General features: G+C 67.0%; 14 protein-coding genes and 2 pseudogenes. 10 read left to right on the top strand and 6 right to left on the bottom strand.

Going from position 1 to position 17,618, the window contains the following annotated elements:
* The gene (locus tag BVC93_RS22670; RefSeq protein ID WP_083741253.1) at positions 1-1,572 is read left to right on the top strand and encodes an FAD-binding oxidoreductase; all 1,572 of its coding nucleotides are present in this window, start codon (positions 1-3) and stop codon (positions 1,570-1,572) included.
* On the top strand, positions 1,569-2,480 hold the full coding sequence (locus BVC93_RS22665) for a diacylglycerol kinase (protein WP_157517039.1): 912 nt from the start codon (positions 1,569-1,571) through the stop codon (positions 2,478-2,480). Before BVC93_RS22670 ends, BVC93_RS22665 begins: the two co-directional genes overlap by 4 nt.
* On the opposite strand, the gene BVC93_RS22660 is transcribed toward BVC93_RS22665, so the two are convergent.
* The 3 genes from BVC93_RS22660 to BVC93_RS22650 form a co-directional block, all read right to left on the bottom strand.
* The gene (locus BVC93_RS22660) at positions 2,452-2,967 is read right to left on the bottom strand and encodes a DUF3145 domain-containing protein (RefSeq protein ID WP_083739423.1); all 516 of its coding nucleotides are present in this window, start codon (positions 2,965-2,967) and stop codon (positions 2,452-2,454) included. The two genes, BVC93_RS22665 and BVC93_RS22660, sit on opposite strands and share 29 nt — an antisense overlap.
* A gap of 114 nt (positions 2,968-3,081) precedes the next feature.
* Positions 3,082-3,906 (bottom strand): serine hydrolase domain-containing protein, encoded by an 825-nt coding sequence (locus tag BVC93_RS22655; RefSeq protein ID WP_083739422.1) that lies wholly within the window; start codon positions 3,904-3,906, stop codon positions 3,082-3,084.
* 103 nt (positions 3,907-4,009) lie between these two features.
* The gene (locus BVC93_RS22650; RefSeq protein WP_083739421.1) at positions 4,010-5,419 is read right to left on the bottom strand and encodes a helix-turn-helix transcriptional regulator; all 1,410 of its coding nucleotides are present in this window, start codon (positions 5,417-5,419) and stop codon (positions 4,010-4,012) included.
* Positions 5,420-5,497: 78 nt separating this feature from the next.
* Between BVC93_RS22650 and BVC93_RS22645 the strand changes: the two genes are divergently transcribed.
* The 4 genes from BVC93_RS22645 (at position 5,498) to BVC93_RS22630 (ending at position 9,745) form a co-directional block, all read left to right on the top strand.
* Positions 5,498-6,583, top strand: coding sequence for an S-(hydroxymethyl)mycothiol dehydrogenase (locus tag BVC93_RS22645; RefSeq protein WP_083739420.1), 1,086 nt, complete (start codon positions 5,498-5,500; stop codon positions 6,581-6,583).
* Complete coding sequence (locus BVC93_RS22640) at positions 6,580-7,200, top strand: MBL fold metallo-hydrolase (protein ID WP_083739419.1); 621 nt, start codon at positions 6,580-6,582, stop codon at positions 7,198-7,200. The genes BVC93_RS22645 and BVC93_RS22640 overlap by 4 nt, the downstream gene beginning before the upstream one ends.
* A 128-nt stretch (positions 7,201-7,328) precedes the next feature.
* Positions 7,329-8,492 (top strand): GDSL-type esterase/lipase family protein, encoded by a 1,164-nt coding sequence (locus tag BVC93_RS22635; RefSeq protein WP_083739418.1) that lies wholly within the window; start codon positions 7,329-7,331, stop codon positions 8,490-8,492.
* 146 nt (positions 8,493-8,638) lie between these two features.
* Positions 8,639-9,745 (top strand): cellulase family glycosylhydrolase, encoded by a 1,107-nt coding sequence (locus BVC93_RS22630; RefSeq protein WP_157517038.1) that lies wholly within the window; start codon positions 8,639-8,641, stop codon positions 9,743-9,745.
* A gap of 12 nt (positions 9,746-9,757) precedes the next feature.
* On the opposite strand, the gene BVC93_RS22625 is transcribed toward BVC93_RS22630, so the two are convergent.
* A complete protein-coding gene (locus tag BVC93_RS22625) occupies positions 9,758-10,546 on the bottom strand; it encodes an SHOCT domain-containing protein (RefSeq protein ID WP_083739416.1) in 789 nt (262 codons plus the stop codon).
* A gap of 80 nt (positions 10,547-10,626) precedes the next feature.
* Between BVC93_RS22625 and BVC93_RS33635 the strand changes: the two are divergent.
* A pseudogene (locus tag BVC93_RS33635) lies at positions 10,627-11,226 on the top strand (SAM-dependent methyltransferase); the annotation flags it as partial.
* Between the two features lie 897 nt (positions 11,227-12,123).
* Here BVC93_RS33635 and BVC93_RS34135 read toward each other — a convergent pair.
* Positions 12,124-12,675: pseudogene (locus tag BVC93_RS34135) on the bottom strand (Hsp70 family protein); the annotation flags it as partial.
* A 524-nt stretch (positions 12,676-13,199) separates the two neighbouring features.
* Positions 13,200-14,228 (bottom strand): NAD(P)H-dependent amine dehydrogenase family protein, encoded by a 1,029-nt coding sequence (locus BVC93_RS22610; protein WP_083741251.1) that lies wholly within the window; start codon positions 14,226-14,228, stop codon positions 13,200-13,202.
* A 209-nt stretch (positions 14,229-14,437) separates the two neighbouring features.
* Between BVC93_RS22610 and BVC93_RS22605 the strand changes: the two genes are divergently transcribed.
* The 3 genes from BVC93_RS22605 to BVC93_RS22595 all read left to right on the top strand — a co-directional run bounded on the left by BVC93_RS22605 (position 14,438) and on the right by BVC93_RS22595 (position 17,607).
* Entirely contained in the window at positions 14,438-15,637 is a 1,200-nt protein-coding gene (locus tag BVC93_RS22605; RefSeq protein WP_157517035.1) for a PE-PPE domain-containing protein, read from the top strand.
* Between the two features lie 56 nt (positions 15,638-15,693).
* The gene (locus BVC93_RS22600; RefSeq protein WP_157517034.1) at positions 15,694-15,993 is read left to right on the top strand and encodes a hypothetical protein; all 300 of its coding nucleotides are present in this window, start codon (positions 15,694-15,696) and stop codon (positions 15,991-15,993) included.
* 75 nt (positions 15,994-16,068) lie between these two features.
* A complete protein-coding gene (locus tag BVC93_RS22595) occupies positions 16,069-17,607 on the top strand; it encodes an ABC transporter substrate-binding protein (protein WP_083739413.1) in 1,539 nt (512 codons plus the stop codon).
* Positions 17,608-17,618 lie beyond the last annotated feature (11 nt).

Below are 17,618 nucleotides of genomic sequence, written 5' to 3'. Positions count from 1 at the left end.
ATGAAGTGGAATGCGTGGGGCGACCCGGCCGCCGCCAAGCCGCTGTCCGAGGGAATCCGCACGCTGCTGAAACAGGCGCTCGGCGTGGACTCCCCCGACACACCAGAACTGACACCCGAGCAGGTGACGCTGCGGCCCAGCGCGCTCACCGACACGGCCGGCCTGGCCGCCATCGTCGGCGCGGCGAACATCACCACCGACGACGATGCCCGGCTACTCCGGGCAGGCGGCAAATCCACTCTGGATCTGTTGCGTCGCAACACCACCGACGTTCAGGACGCCCCCGACGCGGTGCTGACACCAGGTTCCGAGGACGAGATCACCGAGATCCTCGCCTACTGCTCACAGCATTCGATCGCTGTCGTGCCGTTCGGCGGCGGCACCAGCGTGGTCGGTGGGCTGGATCCGGACCGGGGCTCATTGCATGCCGTCATCTCCTTGGACCTGCGTCGCTTCGACCAGCTCTACGCCCTGGACGAGACGTCGGGCGAGGCGGAGCTGGGCGCCGGCGTCACCGGCCCCGAGGCCGAACGGCTGTTGGGCGATCGAGGCTTCTCCCTCGGCCATTTCCCCCAGAGCTTCCAGTTCGCCACCATCGGCGGATTCGCCGCCACCCGCTCGTCGGGCCAGGACTCGGCGGGCTACGGGCGGATCAGCGACATGATCCGCGGGCTGCGTACCGTCACCCCCGTCGGCATCCTCGACCTCGGCCGCGCCCCGGAATCGGCGGCAGGCCCGGATCTGCGGCACCTGATGGTCGGCTCCGAAGGTGTTTTCGGCATCATCACCCGCGTCCGGTTGCGCGTGCACCCCAAGCCCGCCGACACCCGCTACGAAGCCTGGAGTTTCCCTGACTTCGCCACCGGCGCTGCCGCACTGCGGGCGGTGGTACAGACCGGCACCGGCCCGACGGTGATCCGGCTGTCCGACGAAGCCGAGACCGGCGTGAACCTGGCCACCACCGAGCAGATCGGCGAGCACCAGATCACCGGAGGCTGTCTTGCCATCACCGCGTTCGAGGGCAGCGCCGCACACACCGAAAGCCGCCTTTACGAAACCCGCTCGCTGCTACAGCAATTCGGCACCTCACTGGGGGAGGCGCCGGCCAGGGCGTGGGAACACGGCCGCTTCAACGCACCCTATCTGCGCGACTCACTGCTGGCTGCGGGCGCCCTGTGCGAGACGCTGGAGACCGCCACCAACTGGTCCAACCTGCACAACCTCAAACAGGCGGTCACCGAAGCCCTGACCGCCGCACTGGCCGAAACCGGCACCCCGGCACTGGTGCTGTGCCACATTTCCCATGTGTATCCCACCGGAGCGTCGCTCTACTTCACCGTGGTCGCCGGCCAGCGAGGAAATCCGCTGGAGCAATGGCGACACGCAAAAGCCGCCGCGTCCCAGGCAATCATGCGTGCCGGCGGCACCATCACCCACCACCATGCGGTGGGCGCCGACCACCGGCCATGGATGACCGACGAGGTGGGCGACGTCGGCGTCAAGATCCTGCAGGCCGTCAAGGACTGTCTCGATCCGGCGGGAATCCTCAATCCGGGCAAGCTGATTCCGTGATCGGCCGCGTCACCGTTCTGACCAACCCCGCGTCGGGGCACGGCAACGCTCCGCATGCGGCCGAACGTGCCATAGCGCGGTTCCAGCAGCGCGGTGTCGATGTCACCGCCATTGTCGGTTCCGACGCGGCGCACGCGGCCCGGTTGGTGGACGAGGCGCTCAACCACGGCACGGATGCCCTGGTGGTCGTGGGCGGTGACGGGGTGATCGCCCTGGCCCTGCAGTCACTGGCCACCGGCGACACCCCGCTCGGCATCATCCCGGCCGGGACCGGCAACGACCACGCGCGGGAGTACGGGCTGCCCGCCAAGAACCCCGAGGCGGCCGCCGACGTCATCGCCGACGGGCACGTCGAGACCGTCGACCTGGGCCGCATCACCGCAGATGACGGGTCCCAGAAGTGGTTCGGGACGGTGGTGGCCGCCGGCTTCGACTCGCTGGTGTCCGATCGGGCCAACCGGATGCGCTGGCCGCATGGACGCATGCGCTACAACGTGGCGATGGTGGCGGAGTTGTCGCGACTGCGGCTACTGCCGTTCCGGCTGGCATTCGACGGCGGCCCGGCCGAAGACCGTGAACTCACCTTCGTGACGATCGGCAACACCCGCAGTTACGGCGGCGGCATGCTGATCTGCCCGGCCGCCGACCATGCCGACGGCCTGCTCGACGTGACGATGGTGGCATCGGATTCCCGCGCCCGGCTGGTGCGACTGTTCCCGACGGTGTTCAAGGGCACCCACGTCGAGTTGGAGTCGGTGAGCACCAGACGCGTGAGGTCCCTGACCATCGACTCCCCCGGCATCAACGCCTACGCCGACGGGGACTACGCCTGCGCGCTTCCGGCCGAGATCGAGGCGGTGCCGGGCGCGCTGCAGATACTTACCCCACGCCTTCCCGCAGCCAGGTGATCTCCGCACCGATGTCGCCGCCGGAACGGTACGGCTCGAGCGCCTCATCCCAGGCGGTGCCCAACACGGAGTCCAGCTCCGAAGCCAGCATGTCGGCGCCTTCACGCATCAGTGCACGCAGGCGCATCTCGCCGACCATCACGTCACCGCTGGCGCTCATGGCACCACTCCACAGACCGAGTTGAGGGGTGTGGCAGAACCGCTGACCGTCGACGCCGACGCTCGGGTCTTCGGTGACCTCGAAGCGCAGCACCGACCACGAACGCAAGGCGTTGGCCAGCGCGGCGCCGGTCCCCACGGGACCGACCCAGTTGGTGACCGCGCGCAGTTGTCCGGGCATGGCCGGCTGCGGCGTCCACTTCAAGTTCGCCCTGGAGTTCAGGGTCGACGAAAGCGCCCACTCCACGTGTGGGCAGACCGCCGCGGGTGAGGAGTGGACATAAACCACCCCTGTAGTCGCGTCGGCGAATTGGTTCGACGCACGCATTGGCTGCTCCTTCAGTTCCACGAGGGACGTCTTCCCCAACGACCTTGCAGAACTTCGAGCATTACAAAACGTGTGTCGTGCGTGTCTATTGTGCCCTGTGGGGCAGGTGTTGCGCTAGTGTGCCGCGAATTCTCTCAGAGCTTCATCAGACACAGCAGGCCACAGCGGGTGTGCCCAGTCACCGAAGTCGCGGTCGGTCAGCACCACCAGGGCCAGTCCGGCCTCCGGATCGGCCCAGATGAATGTCCCCGACTGCCCGAAATGACCGAAGGTGCGTGGCGAGTTCAGCGCTCCGGTCCAGTGCGGCGACTTCGCTGATTTCAGTTCGAAGCCAAGCCCCCAGTCGTTGGGCCGCTGAGGCCCGTAGCCGGGCAGCACGCCATCGAGCCCCGGGAACTGCACCGACGTGGCATCGGCGGCCATCTCCGGTGACACCAGGTCGGGCTCCAACAACTCACCGGCGAACCGGACCAGATCGGCGACCGTCGACGTGACGCCGTATCCCGCCGCCGCCGCCCCGCCGTCCAAGGACGACGACACCATCCCCAGCGGTTCGAACACGGACTCGGTGAGATAAGTGGCGAAGTCAATCTCGGCGGCCTCCTCGATGGCCGTGGCCAGCACCCCGAAGCCGGTATTGGAGTACACCCTGCGGGTGCCGGGTTTGGCGATCACCTTGTCGTCGAGCATCGCCAGACCCGAGGTGTGGGCCAGCAGGTGGCGCACCGTCGACCCCGGCGGTCCCGCGGCGGTGTCGAGTTCGACCGCACCTTCCTCGACGGCCACCTGCGCGGCACGCGCGACAAGAGGTTTGGTCACCGACGCCAGCCGGAACCTGCGGTCGACGTCACCGTAGGTCGACAGCAGTCCGGACCTCCCGATCACCGCGGCGGCGGCAGTCGGGACAGGCCAGTGGTCGAGGAGATCGAGTGCGCTCATCGCGCATGACATTAGCTTCCGACCCACGTACCACAGATGTAGTAGCTGTTGATCGGATCCGACTCGATCTCGACCTCGCGGTGGGTGCGCCCAGCAGGGCCGGCTACGCGCAGTCGTCGGGGGCTTCGATGCCGAGCTGACGATAGATGGACTCAGCAGTCGCAGCGTCGGCGGCCGCGGCAGTGAGGTTACCCATTCCCTTGTGCGCCACCGCCATCCAGGTGTAGACCTGCGCGGTGTCGTAGCAGGACTGCTGGGTGCGGAACTCCCGCAACGCGGCCTGCAGCGCCTCTACCGCGTCGGCATACCTGTGCTGCCGTACCGACAACGCACCCCGGCAGTGTGCGGCCCAGCCACGGAAGCCCGGCGTGGGCCGCGCCGTCGCACCGGATTCCAGCTCCCGGCACAGCGCTTCGGCCTCGTCGATGCTGTCGCGGGCCAGGGCGACGTCCACCGCCGCGCGCAGCAGTCGCATGCGGTCCAGCCCAGACGCGGCCGCTAGCGCCACCCGCAGATCGGTCCAGGCGCCCTCGATGTCCCCCTGGCCGCACCGCAGCAGGGCCTGGCCGGGCTGCGGGTCGGTACCCAACGCCCGGGCTTTCGCAAACGCGGATGCCGCGCCGTCGACATCACCGCGCAGCCGGCACACCTCGCCGAGTTGGTAGTAGCCCTCCGCGGCGGCCCAGTTGTTGACGTCCTCGAGGCGTCGGCTGGCGTGGGCCAGTTTGTCCTCGAGTTGCCGGAAGTCGTCACCGGAGGCCAGCACCTGAAGGCGGTGTACGTCGCACACTCCCCCGTAGGTGAGCGACCCGCTGAGGCCGCACCAGCGGTACATCGATTCAGTCCAGGCCCGCATCCGTGGAAGATCGGCCAGTCGGTGGCAGTGGTAGAGCACCACGCGGTAGATGTCGCCGGCCCATTCGATCGGCACCTGATCGGCGAGCACCGGCAACATCGCCTCATCGATCAAGCCGTACGCATCACCAATCCTCTCGTCGAGCATGGCGCGCAGCCCCTGGGCCACCAGTGACAGCGCCGACAGCGCCGCCACGTCGTGGCGAATACTCAGCTGGCGCAGATCCTCCGACCGCACCGACAGCGTCTTCAGGTCCTGGGCCATGGCCGCGACGATGGCGTCCAGGTAGGCCAAATAGCCGTGGGTGACACACTCCGGGGCCCCGGTCAGCAGCCGGCGGGCCCGATTCCTCCAGCCCTGCCCGATGTTGACGTCGCCCCGAGTGAGCCACGCCAGACTGAGTTCCACGGCTTTCATGGCGGCAGCGGCCGGATCGGCGCGGGCCAGCCGCCCGAACACCAACTCCGAAAGCCGTACCGCCTCTTTGACGTTGCCCACCCGCCAGGCCGCGAGCGACATCGCATCGAGGTCGGCCGTCGTCAGCGGACCCAGTGCGCCGGCCGCGACGAAGGCGTCATAACTCGCACTCCAGCGCCGCTCGGCGAATGCCGCCCGCGCGGTGCCGAGCCAGTCTGCGGCGAGGAAGGTGGTGACCATCTGGGCCCAACGGTAGCGCCTATCGGCGCAGCTGGGGGTGCATTTCAACGACCCTGTGCCACCCATTAAGTTATAAGCATGAGTCAGACAGTGCGCGGCGTGATTTCTCGGTCCAAGGGTGCCCCGGTTGAGGTCACCGACATCGTGATTCCTGACCCCGGCCCCGGCGAAGTGGTGGTGAAGATCATCGCCTGCGGGGTGTGCCACACCGATCTGACCTACCGCGAAGGCGGCATCAACGACGACTATCCCTTCCTGCTCGGCCACGAAGCCTCGGGCACCGTCGAAGCCATCGGTGAGGGCGTGACCAACGTCGAGCCCGGCGATTTCGTGATCCTGAACTGGCGGGCGGTCTGTGGGCAGTGCCGCGCGTGTAAGCGGGGCCGCCCGCACCTGTGTTTCGACACCTTCAACGCCACCCAGAAGATGACGCTCACCGACGGCACCGAACTGTCTCCCGCACTGGGCATCGGCGCCTTCGTGGAGAAGACACTGGTCCACGAAGGTCAGTGCACCAAGGTCGATTCCGAAGCCGACCCGGCGGTGGCCGGGCTGTTGGGTTGCGGCGTGATGGCCGGCATCGGTGCGGCCATCAACACCGGCGCGGTCAACCGCGACGACACTGTCGCCGTGATCGGTTGCGGCGGCGTGGGTGATGCCGCCATCGCCGGTGCCGCCCTGGTGGGCGCCAAGACCATCATCGCCGTCGACATGGACGACAAGAAGCTGGCTTGGGCACGTGAGTTCGGCGCCACCCACACCGTCAACGCCAAGGAGTTGGACGCGGTCGCGACCATCCAGGATCTGACCGGCGGTTTCGGCGCCGACGTGGTGATCGATGCCGTGGGTCGCCCCGAGACTTGGAAGCAGGCGTTCTACGCCCGCGATCTGGCCGGCACCGTGGTCCTGGTGGGCGTGCCCACACCGGCCATGCAGTTGGAGATGCCGCTGGTGGACTTCTTCTCCCGCGGGGGGTCACTCAAGAGCTCCTGGTACGGCGACTGCCTGCCCGAGCGGGACTTCCCCACCCTGATCTCGCTGTACCTGCAGGGCCGGCTGCCGCTGGAGAAGTTCGTCTCCGAACGCATCGGCCTCGACGACATCGAAGACGCCTTCCACAAGATGCATGCCGGTGAAGTGCTGCGCTCGGTGGTGATCTTGTGACGATCACTCGCGTCGTCACCTCCGGCAAGTTCGAACTCGACGGCGGGTCCTGGGACGTCGACAACAACATCTGGATCGTGGGCGACGACAGCGGTGTCGTCGTGTTCGACGCCGCCCACACCGCTGCACCGATCATCGAGGCCGTGGGCGGCCGCAACGTGGTCGCCGTGGTGTGCACCCACGGCCACAACGACCATGTCACGGTGGCCCCCGAGCTCGGGGCCGCCCTGGATGCGCCGGTGCTGTTGCACCCGGCCGACGACGTGCTGTGGCAGATGACCCACCCGGGCAAGGAGTTCCGCGGGGTCACCGACGGTCAGACCTTGCAGGCCGGCTCCGTTGAACTGATCGCCTTGCACACTCCTGGTCACTCGCCGGGATCGGTGTGCTGGTTCGCCCCCGAACTCAATGCGGTCATCTCCGGCGACACCCTGTTCCAGGGTGGGCCCGGGGCCACCGGTCGCTCGTTTTCGGATTTCCCGACGATTCTCGACTCGATCCGCAACCGACTCGGCACCCTGCCGGAGGACACCGTCGTCTACACCGGCCACGGTGACACCACCAAGATCGGCGACGAGATCGTGAACTACGACGACTGGGTGGCGAGGGGCCACTGACGAGCGCTGCGAGGAACGAGCAGCGCGAAGAGCTGTGGCCCACAACAACAAGCCACTGACGAGCGCTGCGAGGAACGAGCAGCGCGAAGAGCTGTGGCCCAACGAAACAAGCCAATGAGCAACTCGAATTGATCTCCCAACCGATCACTGTCGACCTCCTGCGCGGCCTGGCCGAGCTGGAGGACACCGGTCGCGGTCTGCTGCCGCACCGGTTACCAAAGGCGGCGCGGGCCCAGACCGACGATCCCCAACTGCTGTCCGCGGAGTCGCAGCCGTCAGGAGTCCGGTTTGCCTTCCGTTCGACGGCGACGGTGATCGAGCTCGAGGTGTTGCGGTCCCGTGTGGTGATGACCGGCGTGCCTTCGCGCCCGGACGGCACCGTCGACCTGCTCGTGGACGGCCGACTGGTGCAAACGGTCGCGACATCCGGTGGTGATGTGACCAGGCTGGATCTGTCGACGGGTGCCGCTGAGCACCACAGCGGACCGACGGCGACGTTGCGGTTCAGCGGGCTGTCGCCGGAGGCGAAGCACATCGAGATCTGGCTTCCGCACTACGAGCGGACCGAGCTCGTGGCGCTGCGTGCCGATGCGCCGATCACCACCGCGGCGGTGGACCGACCGGTCTGGGTGCATCACGGCAGCTCGATCAGCCAAGGTTCGAATGCCGGCAGTCCCAGCACCACCTGGCCGGCACTGGTCGCCACGCGGGCGCAGGTGGATCTGGTGAACCTCGGCTTCTCCGGCAGCGCCATGCTGGATCCGTTCACGGCCAGGGCCATGGCCGGTCAGCCCGCGAACCTGATCAGTGTCAAGATCGGCATCAACCTGGTCAACGCCGATCTGATGCGTCAGCGTGCCTTCGGTCCCGCTGTGCACGGGTTCCTGGACACCCTCCGCGACGGACATCCGACGGTCCCGGTCGTCGTCATCGGCCCGCTGTACTGCCCTATCCACGAAACCACCCCCGGACCGGGCACCTTCGACACCGATGCCCTGGCTCGCGGCGAAGTTCGGTTCAAAGCGACCGGATCACCGGATGCCCCGCGCACCCCTCCGGCGCTTCGCCGCCTGACGCTGGCGACCATCCGCGAACAGCTCGCCGCGGTGATGTCGCAGCGGCGAGAGGACGATCCCCGGATCACCTACGTCGACGGCCTCGAGCTGTACGGGCCCACCGATGCGCAGACCCATCCGCTGCCTGACGATCTGCACCCTGACGCCGACACCCACCGCCTGATCGCCGACCGGTTCTCGGCACTGATGGCCGGCCCCGGGGGTTGGTGGGCGTAGTCCACCGCGCGAACTCTCGAGGGACCGAATGTGAACAATGGTCACACGGTCCTCAGCTAACCGTTTGAGCGGCATTTTTGGTGGGTAAGCTGGCGCTCGTGGTTGTAGGCAAAGCGTCTACGCAAGTTAGGCGGTGGAGCACCACGGTGCTGATAGCAACCGCCGCAATGTTTGCTGCCTCGTGCGCCCCCGAATCGCCGCAACCCCGTGTCGCCGCCAATGCCGAGGCAACGACGGCCTATCCCATGCCGAAGGTGGGGGTGGACGGAACGTCGCTGACTCTGGACGGTCGGAAGTGGTGGCCCATCGGGATCAACGCCTACCAGTTGGGCACCAACTGGGACATCAACGCCGGCTGCGGCGCGCAGGTCGACCTGGACCAGTATTTTGGCAGCCTGGCTCCGCACTCGTTGACCCGGATCAACATCTACTCCAGCTTCGCCGTCAACAAACGCACCGGCCAGCTCGACCTGAGCTCTCTGGATGCCATCTTCGAAGCGGCGCTGCGCCACAACCAACTGCTGATCGCGGTGCTCTCCGGCGGCGAGGGCGGCTGCGAGAACGGGTGGTTCAAGGACTACGACTGGTACGCCGGCGGCTGGAAACACGAGGTGCCGCACGAGTTGCCGATGCCGTTCGCGGACTGGCTGGAGCTGGCCGTCAACCGCTGGGGCAACTCCCCCGCGCTGGCCGGCTGGACAGCGGTGGGTGAACCCGAGCCGTCGAAGTGCACCGACTCCGAGTGCACCTGGGCGGCCCGGTTCTGCCCGGCAGACTCCGCGGCGGTGCTGCGCAGCTTCTTCGACGAGGTGGGCGCCAAGATCCGCACACTTGATCCTGACGCCCTCTTGTTCAGTGGGCACACCGGCGGCGGCCAGTGCGGATCTGTCGGCGAGGACTACGAGATGGTGGCCGCGTCGCCCGGGATCGACGTCGTCGAGTACCACTACTATCAGGCCACCGACTACCTACCAGGCGATGCCCGCGACGGGTTGCAGCGCCGCATCGAACAGGCTCACGAGCTGAACAAGCCGCTGATGGTCGCCGAGGTGGGTGTCGAGGCCGGGGCGCCCTGCAAGTCACTCACCCAACGCGAGCAGGAGATCAGCCTCATCGTCGGAGCGCAACGGGCACACGGCGCGGCCGGAGTGATGTTCTGGTCCTACGTCCCGGACCCGCGCCTGAGCGAGTGCACTCTCGACATCGGCCCGAATGACCCGTTGTTCCGGATGATCGGCGCCGCCGGCGCCTGAGCCGCGCCCCCGTCAGCGTCCGTCGAGCAGCCTGCGTTTCTCCGACTCGAACTCGTCCTGGGTGAGGGCACCGGAGTCGCGCAGCGCAGCCAAGGTCTTGAGCTGCTGGATGCGGATGCCGTCTTCGGTCGGCTCGTAGGACACCCCCGCCGGGGCGGGCCGGGGCACAACGTCGGACACCTCGTCGGACAGGTCCTCGGAAAACTCGGAATCGAAGTCCGCCCACCCGGCATCGTCCTGCAAGCCGACTGGCGACGCCGTTTTTGCGTTCACCCGCGCCAGCCAGAACAGCACGAACAGCAGATCGAGAATGCTGAGCGCGAACAGCACGCCGAACACCACCGGCAGCCAGCCGAGACTGCTGCCGTGACCGAAGGCCAGCCTTGGGCTGACGAACGCACTCACGTCACCCTCGGTGGTGATGTCGTAGACGCCTGCCTCCGGGATCTGCGCTACCCACACCTGAACCCGAGCGTCGTTGTTGACCGTGGTGGTTCCGCCGATGTCCTCGGTGAGCACCGGATCCGCCACCCCCGCGGGAGGGTTGATGCCGATCGACATGTTGGGCACGGGCAATGTGCCTCCGGTGCCGATGATCTGGGTGTGGAAGCTGATGTTGACCTCCCCCTCGGGCAGGTGCAGGCTGGCCGACCCGGGAATCGGGACCTCGCCGTAGGCGTCGTACTTGTCCCACACGAAGATGTGCAGCATCAGGGTCACGACGAATCCCACGATGGATACCACCAGAGTGCCGATGGCGACGCCCAGCATCAACCGCCGGACAGTACGTGAGCCGAACATGGCCGAAGTCTGACACGGCCCAGCTCTGTCCGTCGCGCTTATGGGCGGTGGCAACTGCGCAACAGGACTACCTTCGGGGTATGCCCGAGTCCAGTATCGTGGTGCGCCCCGAGCCCGTGGGCAGCTCCCGCTACACCGAGTCATCACGGTTGCAGGCAGCCGGGTTGCCGGAGGCCACAAAGCTTTTCGAGCAGGCTGCTGCCACCGTGCCGCTGCCCGCGGCACCGCAGCCCATTGTTCTGGCCGACTACGGGGCGGCCACCGGCCACAATTCGCTGGTGCCGATGTGCACCGCCATCCGCGCGATACGCCAACGGACGCGCAGCGAGCACGCCATCCTGGTAGCGCACACCGATACCGCCGACAATGATTTCACCGCTTTGTTCCAGACGCTGGCTGACGACCCCGACAGCTATCTGCGCAAGGATGCGGCCACCTTCGCCTCGGCCGTCGGGCGTTCGTTCTACGGTCAGATCCTGCCGTCCAACAGCGTGACGCTGGGTTGGAGTTCGTGGGCGTGCCAGTGGTTGAGCCGGGTACCTGGGTCGGTGCCGGACCACATCCACGCGGCCTTCTCCGCCGACGCCGACGTCAAGGCCGCATACGCCCGGCAGGCGGCGCACGACTGGCACGAGTTCGTCGCATTCCGCGGCCGGGAGCTCTGTCCCGGCGGCCGGCTGCGGCGCCACGATCGTCGGCAAGCCGGGAATGGTGGGCAGCGGTAGGGTCCACGGCGGGGTCTCGGACTCTGGCGCCGCCGGCTGCTCCGCAGGCGGATCAGGTTGTGGTGCAGGCGCTTCCGGCTCCGGCTCAGGACTGGGTGGAGGCACCGTCTCGGTGCCGGTCTCCGTCGCCGGCGGCGGGGGCGTCGTGGTTGCGGGCGGCGGGGAGGTCGTGGACGCCGGCGGCGGGGGCGTCGTGGTCGGAGGTGGCGTGGTTGTGGGCGGCGTGGTTGTGGGCGGCGTGGTTGTGGGCACAGCCGACGGCGATGGCGCCGCCGGAGGTGGTGCTGCCGGAGGTGGAGCAGGCGCCGCGGCGCGTGCCGCCTGTGTGCGGGTGACAGGTGCGGGCACAGCGGTCACCGTCTGCACGTGATTGACCACGGGAGCTGGTGAACCTGGTTGCGCAACAACTGGTTCGGGTTCCGGCGGCGCCTCGGCAGCGGGCGCCGGGGTGAGCGCCTGCGTCGCGGTGGAGTCGCCGGTCATGGCGATGCTCACCCCGCCTGCGGTGACGAGGACGAGGGCGGCCGCCGCTGCCAGCGCGAGTGCGGGCTTGCGATACCAGGGCGACACCTCATCGTCGGCGGACAGACCGGGTTCTTCGAGGTATTCGATGTGCGGCCGGGCCTCGGTCCAGCCATGGCGCTCCACCGGATCGGGAATGTCCTCGACCTGAGACCAAGCCAGTGAGGACGATTCCGGTTCGATGGGAGCCATGGCCGCCATGGCCGCCATGGCCGACGTCATGGACTGGGGCACCATCGAGGTGGTGCCACCGTCGTCCCTGCCTCGCAACGCCAGCAGAGCGGCACCGGTAGCCGCGGCCAACGCCGGCCGAGGCGAGGTGATCACCGGAACCCGCAGACTCTGAGAAAGGGCTGTGGTAACCGCCACCATGGCAGCCCCGCCGCCGATGGTCGCGACAGCTTCCAGGTCAGAAGGTCGAATACCGTTGCGACGCAAGGTGTCTTCAAGAGCATCCAAGACACTCTGCAGCGGGGCGCGCACCACGTCGTCGAGTTCGGTGCGGGTCAGCCGGACATCACTGCGGTGCCCGGGCAGTTCGACCGGCAACACAGTCACCGTGGACATCGAAAGCCGTTCCTTTGCGGCCCGGCAACCGAGCCGCAGCGCGCTCAGCGATCCGATGGCCGAGGTGGATGACAGATCGACGGCACCTGCGTCGGCCAAGTCGCCGATGACGTGCGTCAGCAGGGCCTGATCGACGAGGTCGCCGGAGAAGTCGAGGTGGCGCACTGTGGCACCGATGGGCCGGTATCCCCCGCCCGCATCCACCACGGTGATGCTGGTGCCGCTGCCGCCGAAATCGCAGACGGCGATCACACCACGGGTGGGCAGCCCAGGTTCACGCTGCAGCGCGGTCACCGCCGCCGCCACGTCGGACATCAGTGGAATCTCCGCCCGTGACCATTCGGGCACGCTGCGCAGTGCCTGCCGCAGCGCCTCCACCGCGTGTGGTCGCCAATGGGCCGGATACGTAACGGCCGGTTGCCGGTCGGGCCGGAATCCACCGGCGAGGTGACTCAGCGACCGCAGCGTCTCGGCAAGCACCCGTTCGCCGCGGTGACTCGAGCCGTCGGAGGCCAGGATGCCCACCGGGTCACCCACCCGGTCCACGTAGTCCACGAGCACCCGGTCACGCGGATCGGCGGCACGCTGCGGGTTCTCCCACGCAAGTCCGACGACGGGCGGCTGGTACTCGGTGAGTGTGAGCACCGGTGTTCTCTGCACAGCGGTATCAGACGTCACAGCGGCCACAACGGTGGCGCCGACTGACAGTCCGACCGCCTGCAAGGTTGCGTCTGTCATCTCATCCCATCCGGGCCGACACGTGATTCGGCCCCGAGACTGCCTGTGCCGAGTTTTTCGCTCCCGGACAGTCGGGTGTTACGACAGCAAAGCCCCTGGCGTCAGCGGATGGTGCCCACCCCGGGGATCAGCGGCAGGTCCAGGGCCGTCACCCACCCCGCGGGCAGATCGTTGACGGCCGGTACGGCATTGAGCGCGCGTAATCCCGTGGCCAGGCAGCCGGCGGTGGCCGGATCGCGACCGGAACCATCGGTGAACCGGAACGCCGTCTCCTGGAAGATGCTGGGGGTTCCTTCGATGTCGACGCGGTAGACGTCGTCCTGTGTGCCCGACGGCCAGTCCGGTGCGGCATCCTGACCGATCCGGTTGACATGTTCCAGCTGGATCCTGGTTTCGCCGCGGTACACACCGTTGATGGTGAAGCGCACGGCAGCGACCTGCCCCGGCGAGATGACGCCTTTGACGGTCTTGCGCTCGGTGGGCGTTACCCACTTCTCCCAGGTGGTGGTGATTTCGTCGAGTTCGATCCCCGCCGCGTGCGCCATCATCGGAACCGTCGCACCCCAGGCGAAGATCAGTACGTCAGGGTGCTGCAGCAGCGGACGGTAGTCGGGTTCGCGCCCGATCCCCATCTCGAACTCGTAGTCGCCCTCGTAGTTGGTGTAGTCCAGCAACTCGGAGGCCCTGACCTTGCGGACCTGCGAGCACAGGCCCATCAGCGTCATCGGGAACAGGTCGTTGGCAAAACCGGGGTCGATGCCGGTGGTGAAGCACGACGCGCCACCCTCGGCGCAGGCCTGCTCGATGGGCGTGATCCAGTTCGGCGGGTTCAGTGTCATCGCCGGCCACACCCATGGTGTCATCGCCGTCGAGCAGACGTCGATGCCGGCCCGCAAAAAGCGGCTGATCAGCCGGATGTTGTCCTCGGCGTGCGCCGCGGTTGGCCCGTAGTGCACCACCGCGTCGGGACGCAGCGCGATCAGTGTGTCCACGTCGTCGGTGGCCGTGAGCCCGAGCGGTGCGGCCAGTTCACAGATCTCGCCGACATCGCGCCCCACCTTGTCGGGGTTGCTGACGCCCACACCCACCAGGTCGAAGTTCGGGTGATCGACGATCTCGGCGATCACCATCCGCCCCACGAACCCGGTGCCCCACACCACCACCCGCTTCGCACTGCCCACTGCCGGCGCCACCTCTCAGTCGTCGGTCGGTGCGCACACAGTTGCACGGTGACATCCTCTCGCGCCGTCGATTGACGAAACTTGCTCCACTTCTCGCCCTGGCAGCAAAGTTTTTGGCCTACCATTCGCTGCGAGGATGAACTGCGCGAGGGGTGGCCATGGCCAGATCAGGCAACAGACGCGGCAAGGCGCTCGCCACTGCGGGGCTGGCGGTGGCAAGCGCCTTCGCGCTCGGCTTGTCACCAGCAATGGCTGCAATACCGAGTACGTACTACGTGCGGGGTACCAACATCGGTGGCGTTCCCCCGGAAGATGTTCACCGCGCCTGGGTCGACGGCACCGTCGCAGTGGCGGTGGGCGCCCACGGCGCACCGGTCAAGGTGCAGTATCCCGGTGGATTCTGGCCGGTGTCGCACGGTTATCTCGGCGATCCCACCTACGGTGATTCCGTCGACCTGGGGGTGCGCAACCTGGGCAACGCCATCATCGCGGGGGGCGATGCCGATAATCCGGTGATCATCCATGGCTATTCACAAGGCGCGGTGGTGGCCACCGACTACCTGCGCGAGCACCCGGGCGAGGGCAACATCTACGTGTTGGCCGCCAACCCGAACCGGCCGAACGGCGGCATCCTGCAACGCTTCAGCGGCCTGTACATCCCCATTCTCGGGGTGTCGTTCAGCGGGGCGACCCCCACCGACGACGAGATCGTGGTCGACATCGCCCGGCAGTACGACGGGTGGGCCGACTTCCCGAAGTACCCCCTCAACCTGCTCGCGACGGCCAACGCACTGCTGGGCATCGTGTATCTCCATGGCAAGTACCCCGAAGACGTCACCCCGGAGGTGCTGGCCGATCTCGAACCCAGCACCCATGGCAACACCACCTACTACCTGGTGCCCACCAAACGGCTTCCGCTGCTGATGCCGCTGCAGGGAATCCTGCCCGAATCGGCACTCGATACCCTCGATGCGCCCTTGCGCGCGATTATCGAGACCGGTTACGACAGAGTCGATTACGGCGTTCCCACACCTGCGGCGGTGGTTCCGACCAGCAGAGCCGCTACCGCCGCGCAGTTCTCCGAACCCGAGCCCGCCGAGGATGCCGAGCCCGCGGACAAGCGCCGCAGACCGGATTTCCGCGACGGTAAAGAAGCCGACGAAACCTCTGACACCACAACCGATTCCGACGACCAACCGGACGTCGACAACCAGACGACCGAGATCGGCGAGTCTGCGGTGGGTGGCGAACCCGACGTCGAGACGTCGGGCAGCAGTACCGACACCGGGCCGGACGACAAAGACGACGCGCCCGCCGAGTCGCCCTCCGAAGCCGATCAAGGCTCCCCCGCGGCCTGATCCGGATTCGTCGAAACTGCCTCCCGGACTCGTGATCCGCTGCCAGGATGGCGGGCATGGCGCATCCCGAGAACATGTTCTGGACGTCACCGGTCGGCCATGCGGTGCGCGCGTACGAGCGGGGTGACCAGTTCTTCTCCTTCGATCAGCAACACGGCCAGTCCCCCGAGATGCTGGCGCAGATCGAAGCCACCGGCTGGCGTCTGGAACACGCCGGATGGGTGAATCAGCCTGACGGCGGCATTCTCGGCATCCACCTGTTCCGCCGCGATGACCAGCGGCAGGGTCGCGTCACAGGACCCCCATCGGTGCCCCAGGCGCACACCCGCCCGGTACTGCGCCTGCACACGGACTGACCGCGCGGGTTTATCGCTTTTCGTTTCCGGGCAACCCGTACGCGCCGGCGTTGCCGAATCGTGGGGTGAGTTCTGATGCAAAGGCCAGCGGTGTCAACCGCTGTCACCATGCTGTCCGCAGTGTTGACAGCGTTGCTGATGGCCGGATGCTCAACCGGTCAACGGGTTGATCTCGGCGACGGCGCGGGCAATCTCATAGCTGCCATCGCCGGCGAGCCAGATCAGTTGGATCCTCACAAGACCTCGGCGTACTTCTCGTTCGAGGTCTTGGAGAACGTCTACGACACGCTGGTCGAGCCGGACGCCAACCTGGTGATGCAACCCGCGCTGGCGCAGTCGTGGCAGGTCTCCCCCGATCAGCTGACGTGGACGTTTCGATTACGACCCGGGGCGAGGTTCCACGACGGCAGCCCATTGACCGCTGACGACGTGGTGTTCTCCTACCGCCGCATCATCGACGAAGAGCTGACCAACGTCGACAAGTTCAGCGCTGTCGCCGATGTCAGCGCACCCGATCCTGCCACCGTCGTGATCCGGCTGGACCGACCCACCCCGAACCTGCTGACCAACATCGGTGGATTCAAGGGCATGGCCATCGTGTCCCGCAAGAACGTCGAAAGCGGCCAGATCACCACCCATCCGGTGGGCACCGGCCCCTTCGCCTTTGCAGGCCAGCGCAGCGGCGACTCCATCACCCTGCGGGCGAACCCGGATTACTGGGCCGGCCCGCCGAAGATCCCCGGCGTCACCTTCCGCTTCATCTCCGAGCCGTCAACGGCTTTGTCGGCACTGCAAGCAGGCGAGATCGATTGGACCGATTCGGTTCCCACCCAGCGGGTTTCACAACTCGAGAGTGACGACTCGATCAACCTGGCCGTGACCCCCAGCAATGACTACTGGTATCTGGCCCTCAATGGCGCCAAAGCGCCGTGGAACGACGTCCGCGTGCGCCAAGCCATCGCCTACGGCATCGACCGCGAGGCCATCGTGCAGGCCACCAGCTACGGCACCGCCGCACTGAACCAGTTGGCCATTCCCGAGGGCAATCCATGGTTCACGCCGTACGACACGTACACCTATGACATCGACAAGGCGAAATCGCTGCTGCACGAGGCTGGGGCACAGCCGCAGAACCTCGACATGCTGGTCACCAGCGAGTACCCAGAGACCGTGACAGCGGCCCAGATCATCGCCGACAACCTCGAACCACTGGGTATCACGGTGAACATCCGCACCGTCGACTTCGCCACCTGGCTCGACGAGCAGAACAACGGCAATTTCGACATGCTCATGATGGGTTGGTTGGGCAACATCGACCCCGACGACTTCTATTACGCCCAGCACCACAGCAACGGCACCAGCAACGCGCAGAAGTTCTCCGACCCGGAGGTGGACCGTCTGCTCGACGCGGGCCGTGTCGAGACCGACCGCGACGCCCGCGCCGATGACTACGCCAAGGCGGCCTCTCTGATCGCCGACAATGTCAGCTACATCTACCTGTACAACCCGTCGGTGATCCAGGCCTGGACGCCGGCACTGCAGGGATACGAAGCACGTCGCGACGGCGCCATCCGCTTCCGTACCGCCGAACTGACGGACGAGGGTGCAGCGTGAATTCTCCGATA

This window comes from Mycobacterium sp. MS1601, assembly GCF_001984215.1.
GTDB lineage: Bacteria > Actinomycetota > Actinomycetes > Mycobacteriales > Mycobacteriaceae > Mycobacterium.
This window is presented reverse-complemented; position numbering and strand designations above follow the sequence as displayed.

Bases quoted from the DNA above. Each gene is read 5' to 3' on its own strand.
- BVC93_RS22645 (WP_083739420.1), top strand. From the start codon at position 5,498: ATGAGTCAGACAGTGCGCGGCGTGATTTCTCGGTCCAAGGGTGCCCCG.
- BVC93_RS22595 (WP_083739413.1), top strand. From the start codon at position 16,069: ATGCAAAGGCCAGCGGTGTCAACCGCTGTCACCATGCTGTCCGCAGTG.
- BVC93_RS22655 (WP_083739422.1), bottom strand. From the start codon at position 3,906: ATGAGCGCACTCGATCTCCTCGACCACTGGCCTGTCCCGACTGCCGCC.
- BVC93_RS22650 (WP_083739421.1), bottom strand. From the start codon at position 5,419: ATGGTCACCACCTTCCTCGCCGCAGACTGGCTCGGCACCGCGCGGGCG.
- BVC93_RS22600 (WP_157517034.1), top strand. From the start codon at position 15,694: ATGGCGCATCCCGAGAACATGTTCTGGACGTCACCGGTCGGCCATGCG.
- BVC93_RS22610 (WP_083741251.1), bottom strand. From the start codon at position 14,228: ATGGTGATCGCCGAGATCGTCGATCACCCGAACTTCGACCTGGTGGGT.
- BVC93_RS22660 (WP_083739423.1), bottom strand. From the start codon at position 2,967: ATGCGTGCGTCGAACCAATTCGCCGACGCGACTACAGGGGTGGTTTAT.
- BVC93_RS22605 (WP_157517035.1), top strand. From the start codon at position 14,438: ATGGCCAGATCAGGCAACAGACGCGGCAAGGCGCTCGCCACTGCGGGG.
- BVC93_RS22625 (WP_083739416.1), bottom strand. From the start codon at position 10,546: ATGTTCGGCTCACGTACTGTCCGGCGGTTGATGCTGGGCGTCGCCATC.
- BVC93_RS22670 (WP_083741253.1), top strand. From the start codon at position 1: ATGAAGTGGAATGCGTGGGGCGACCCGGCCGCCGCCAAGCCGCTGTCC.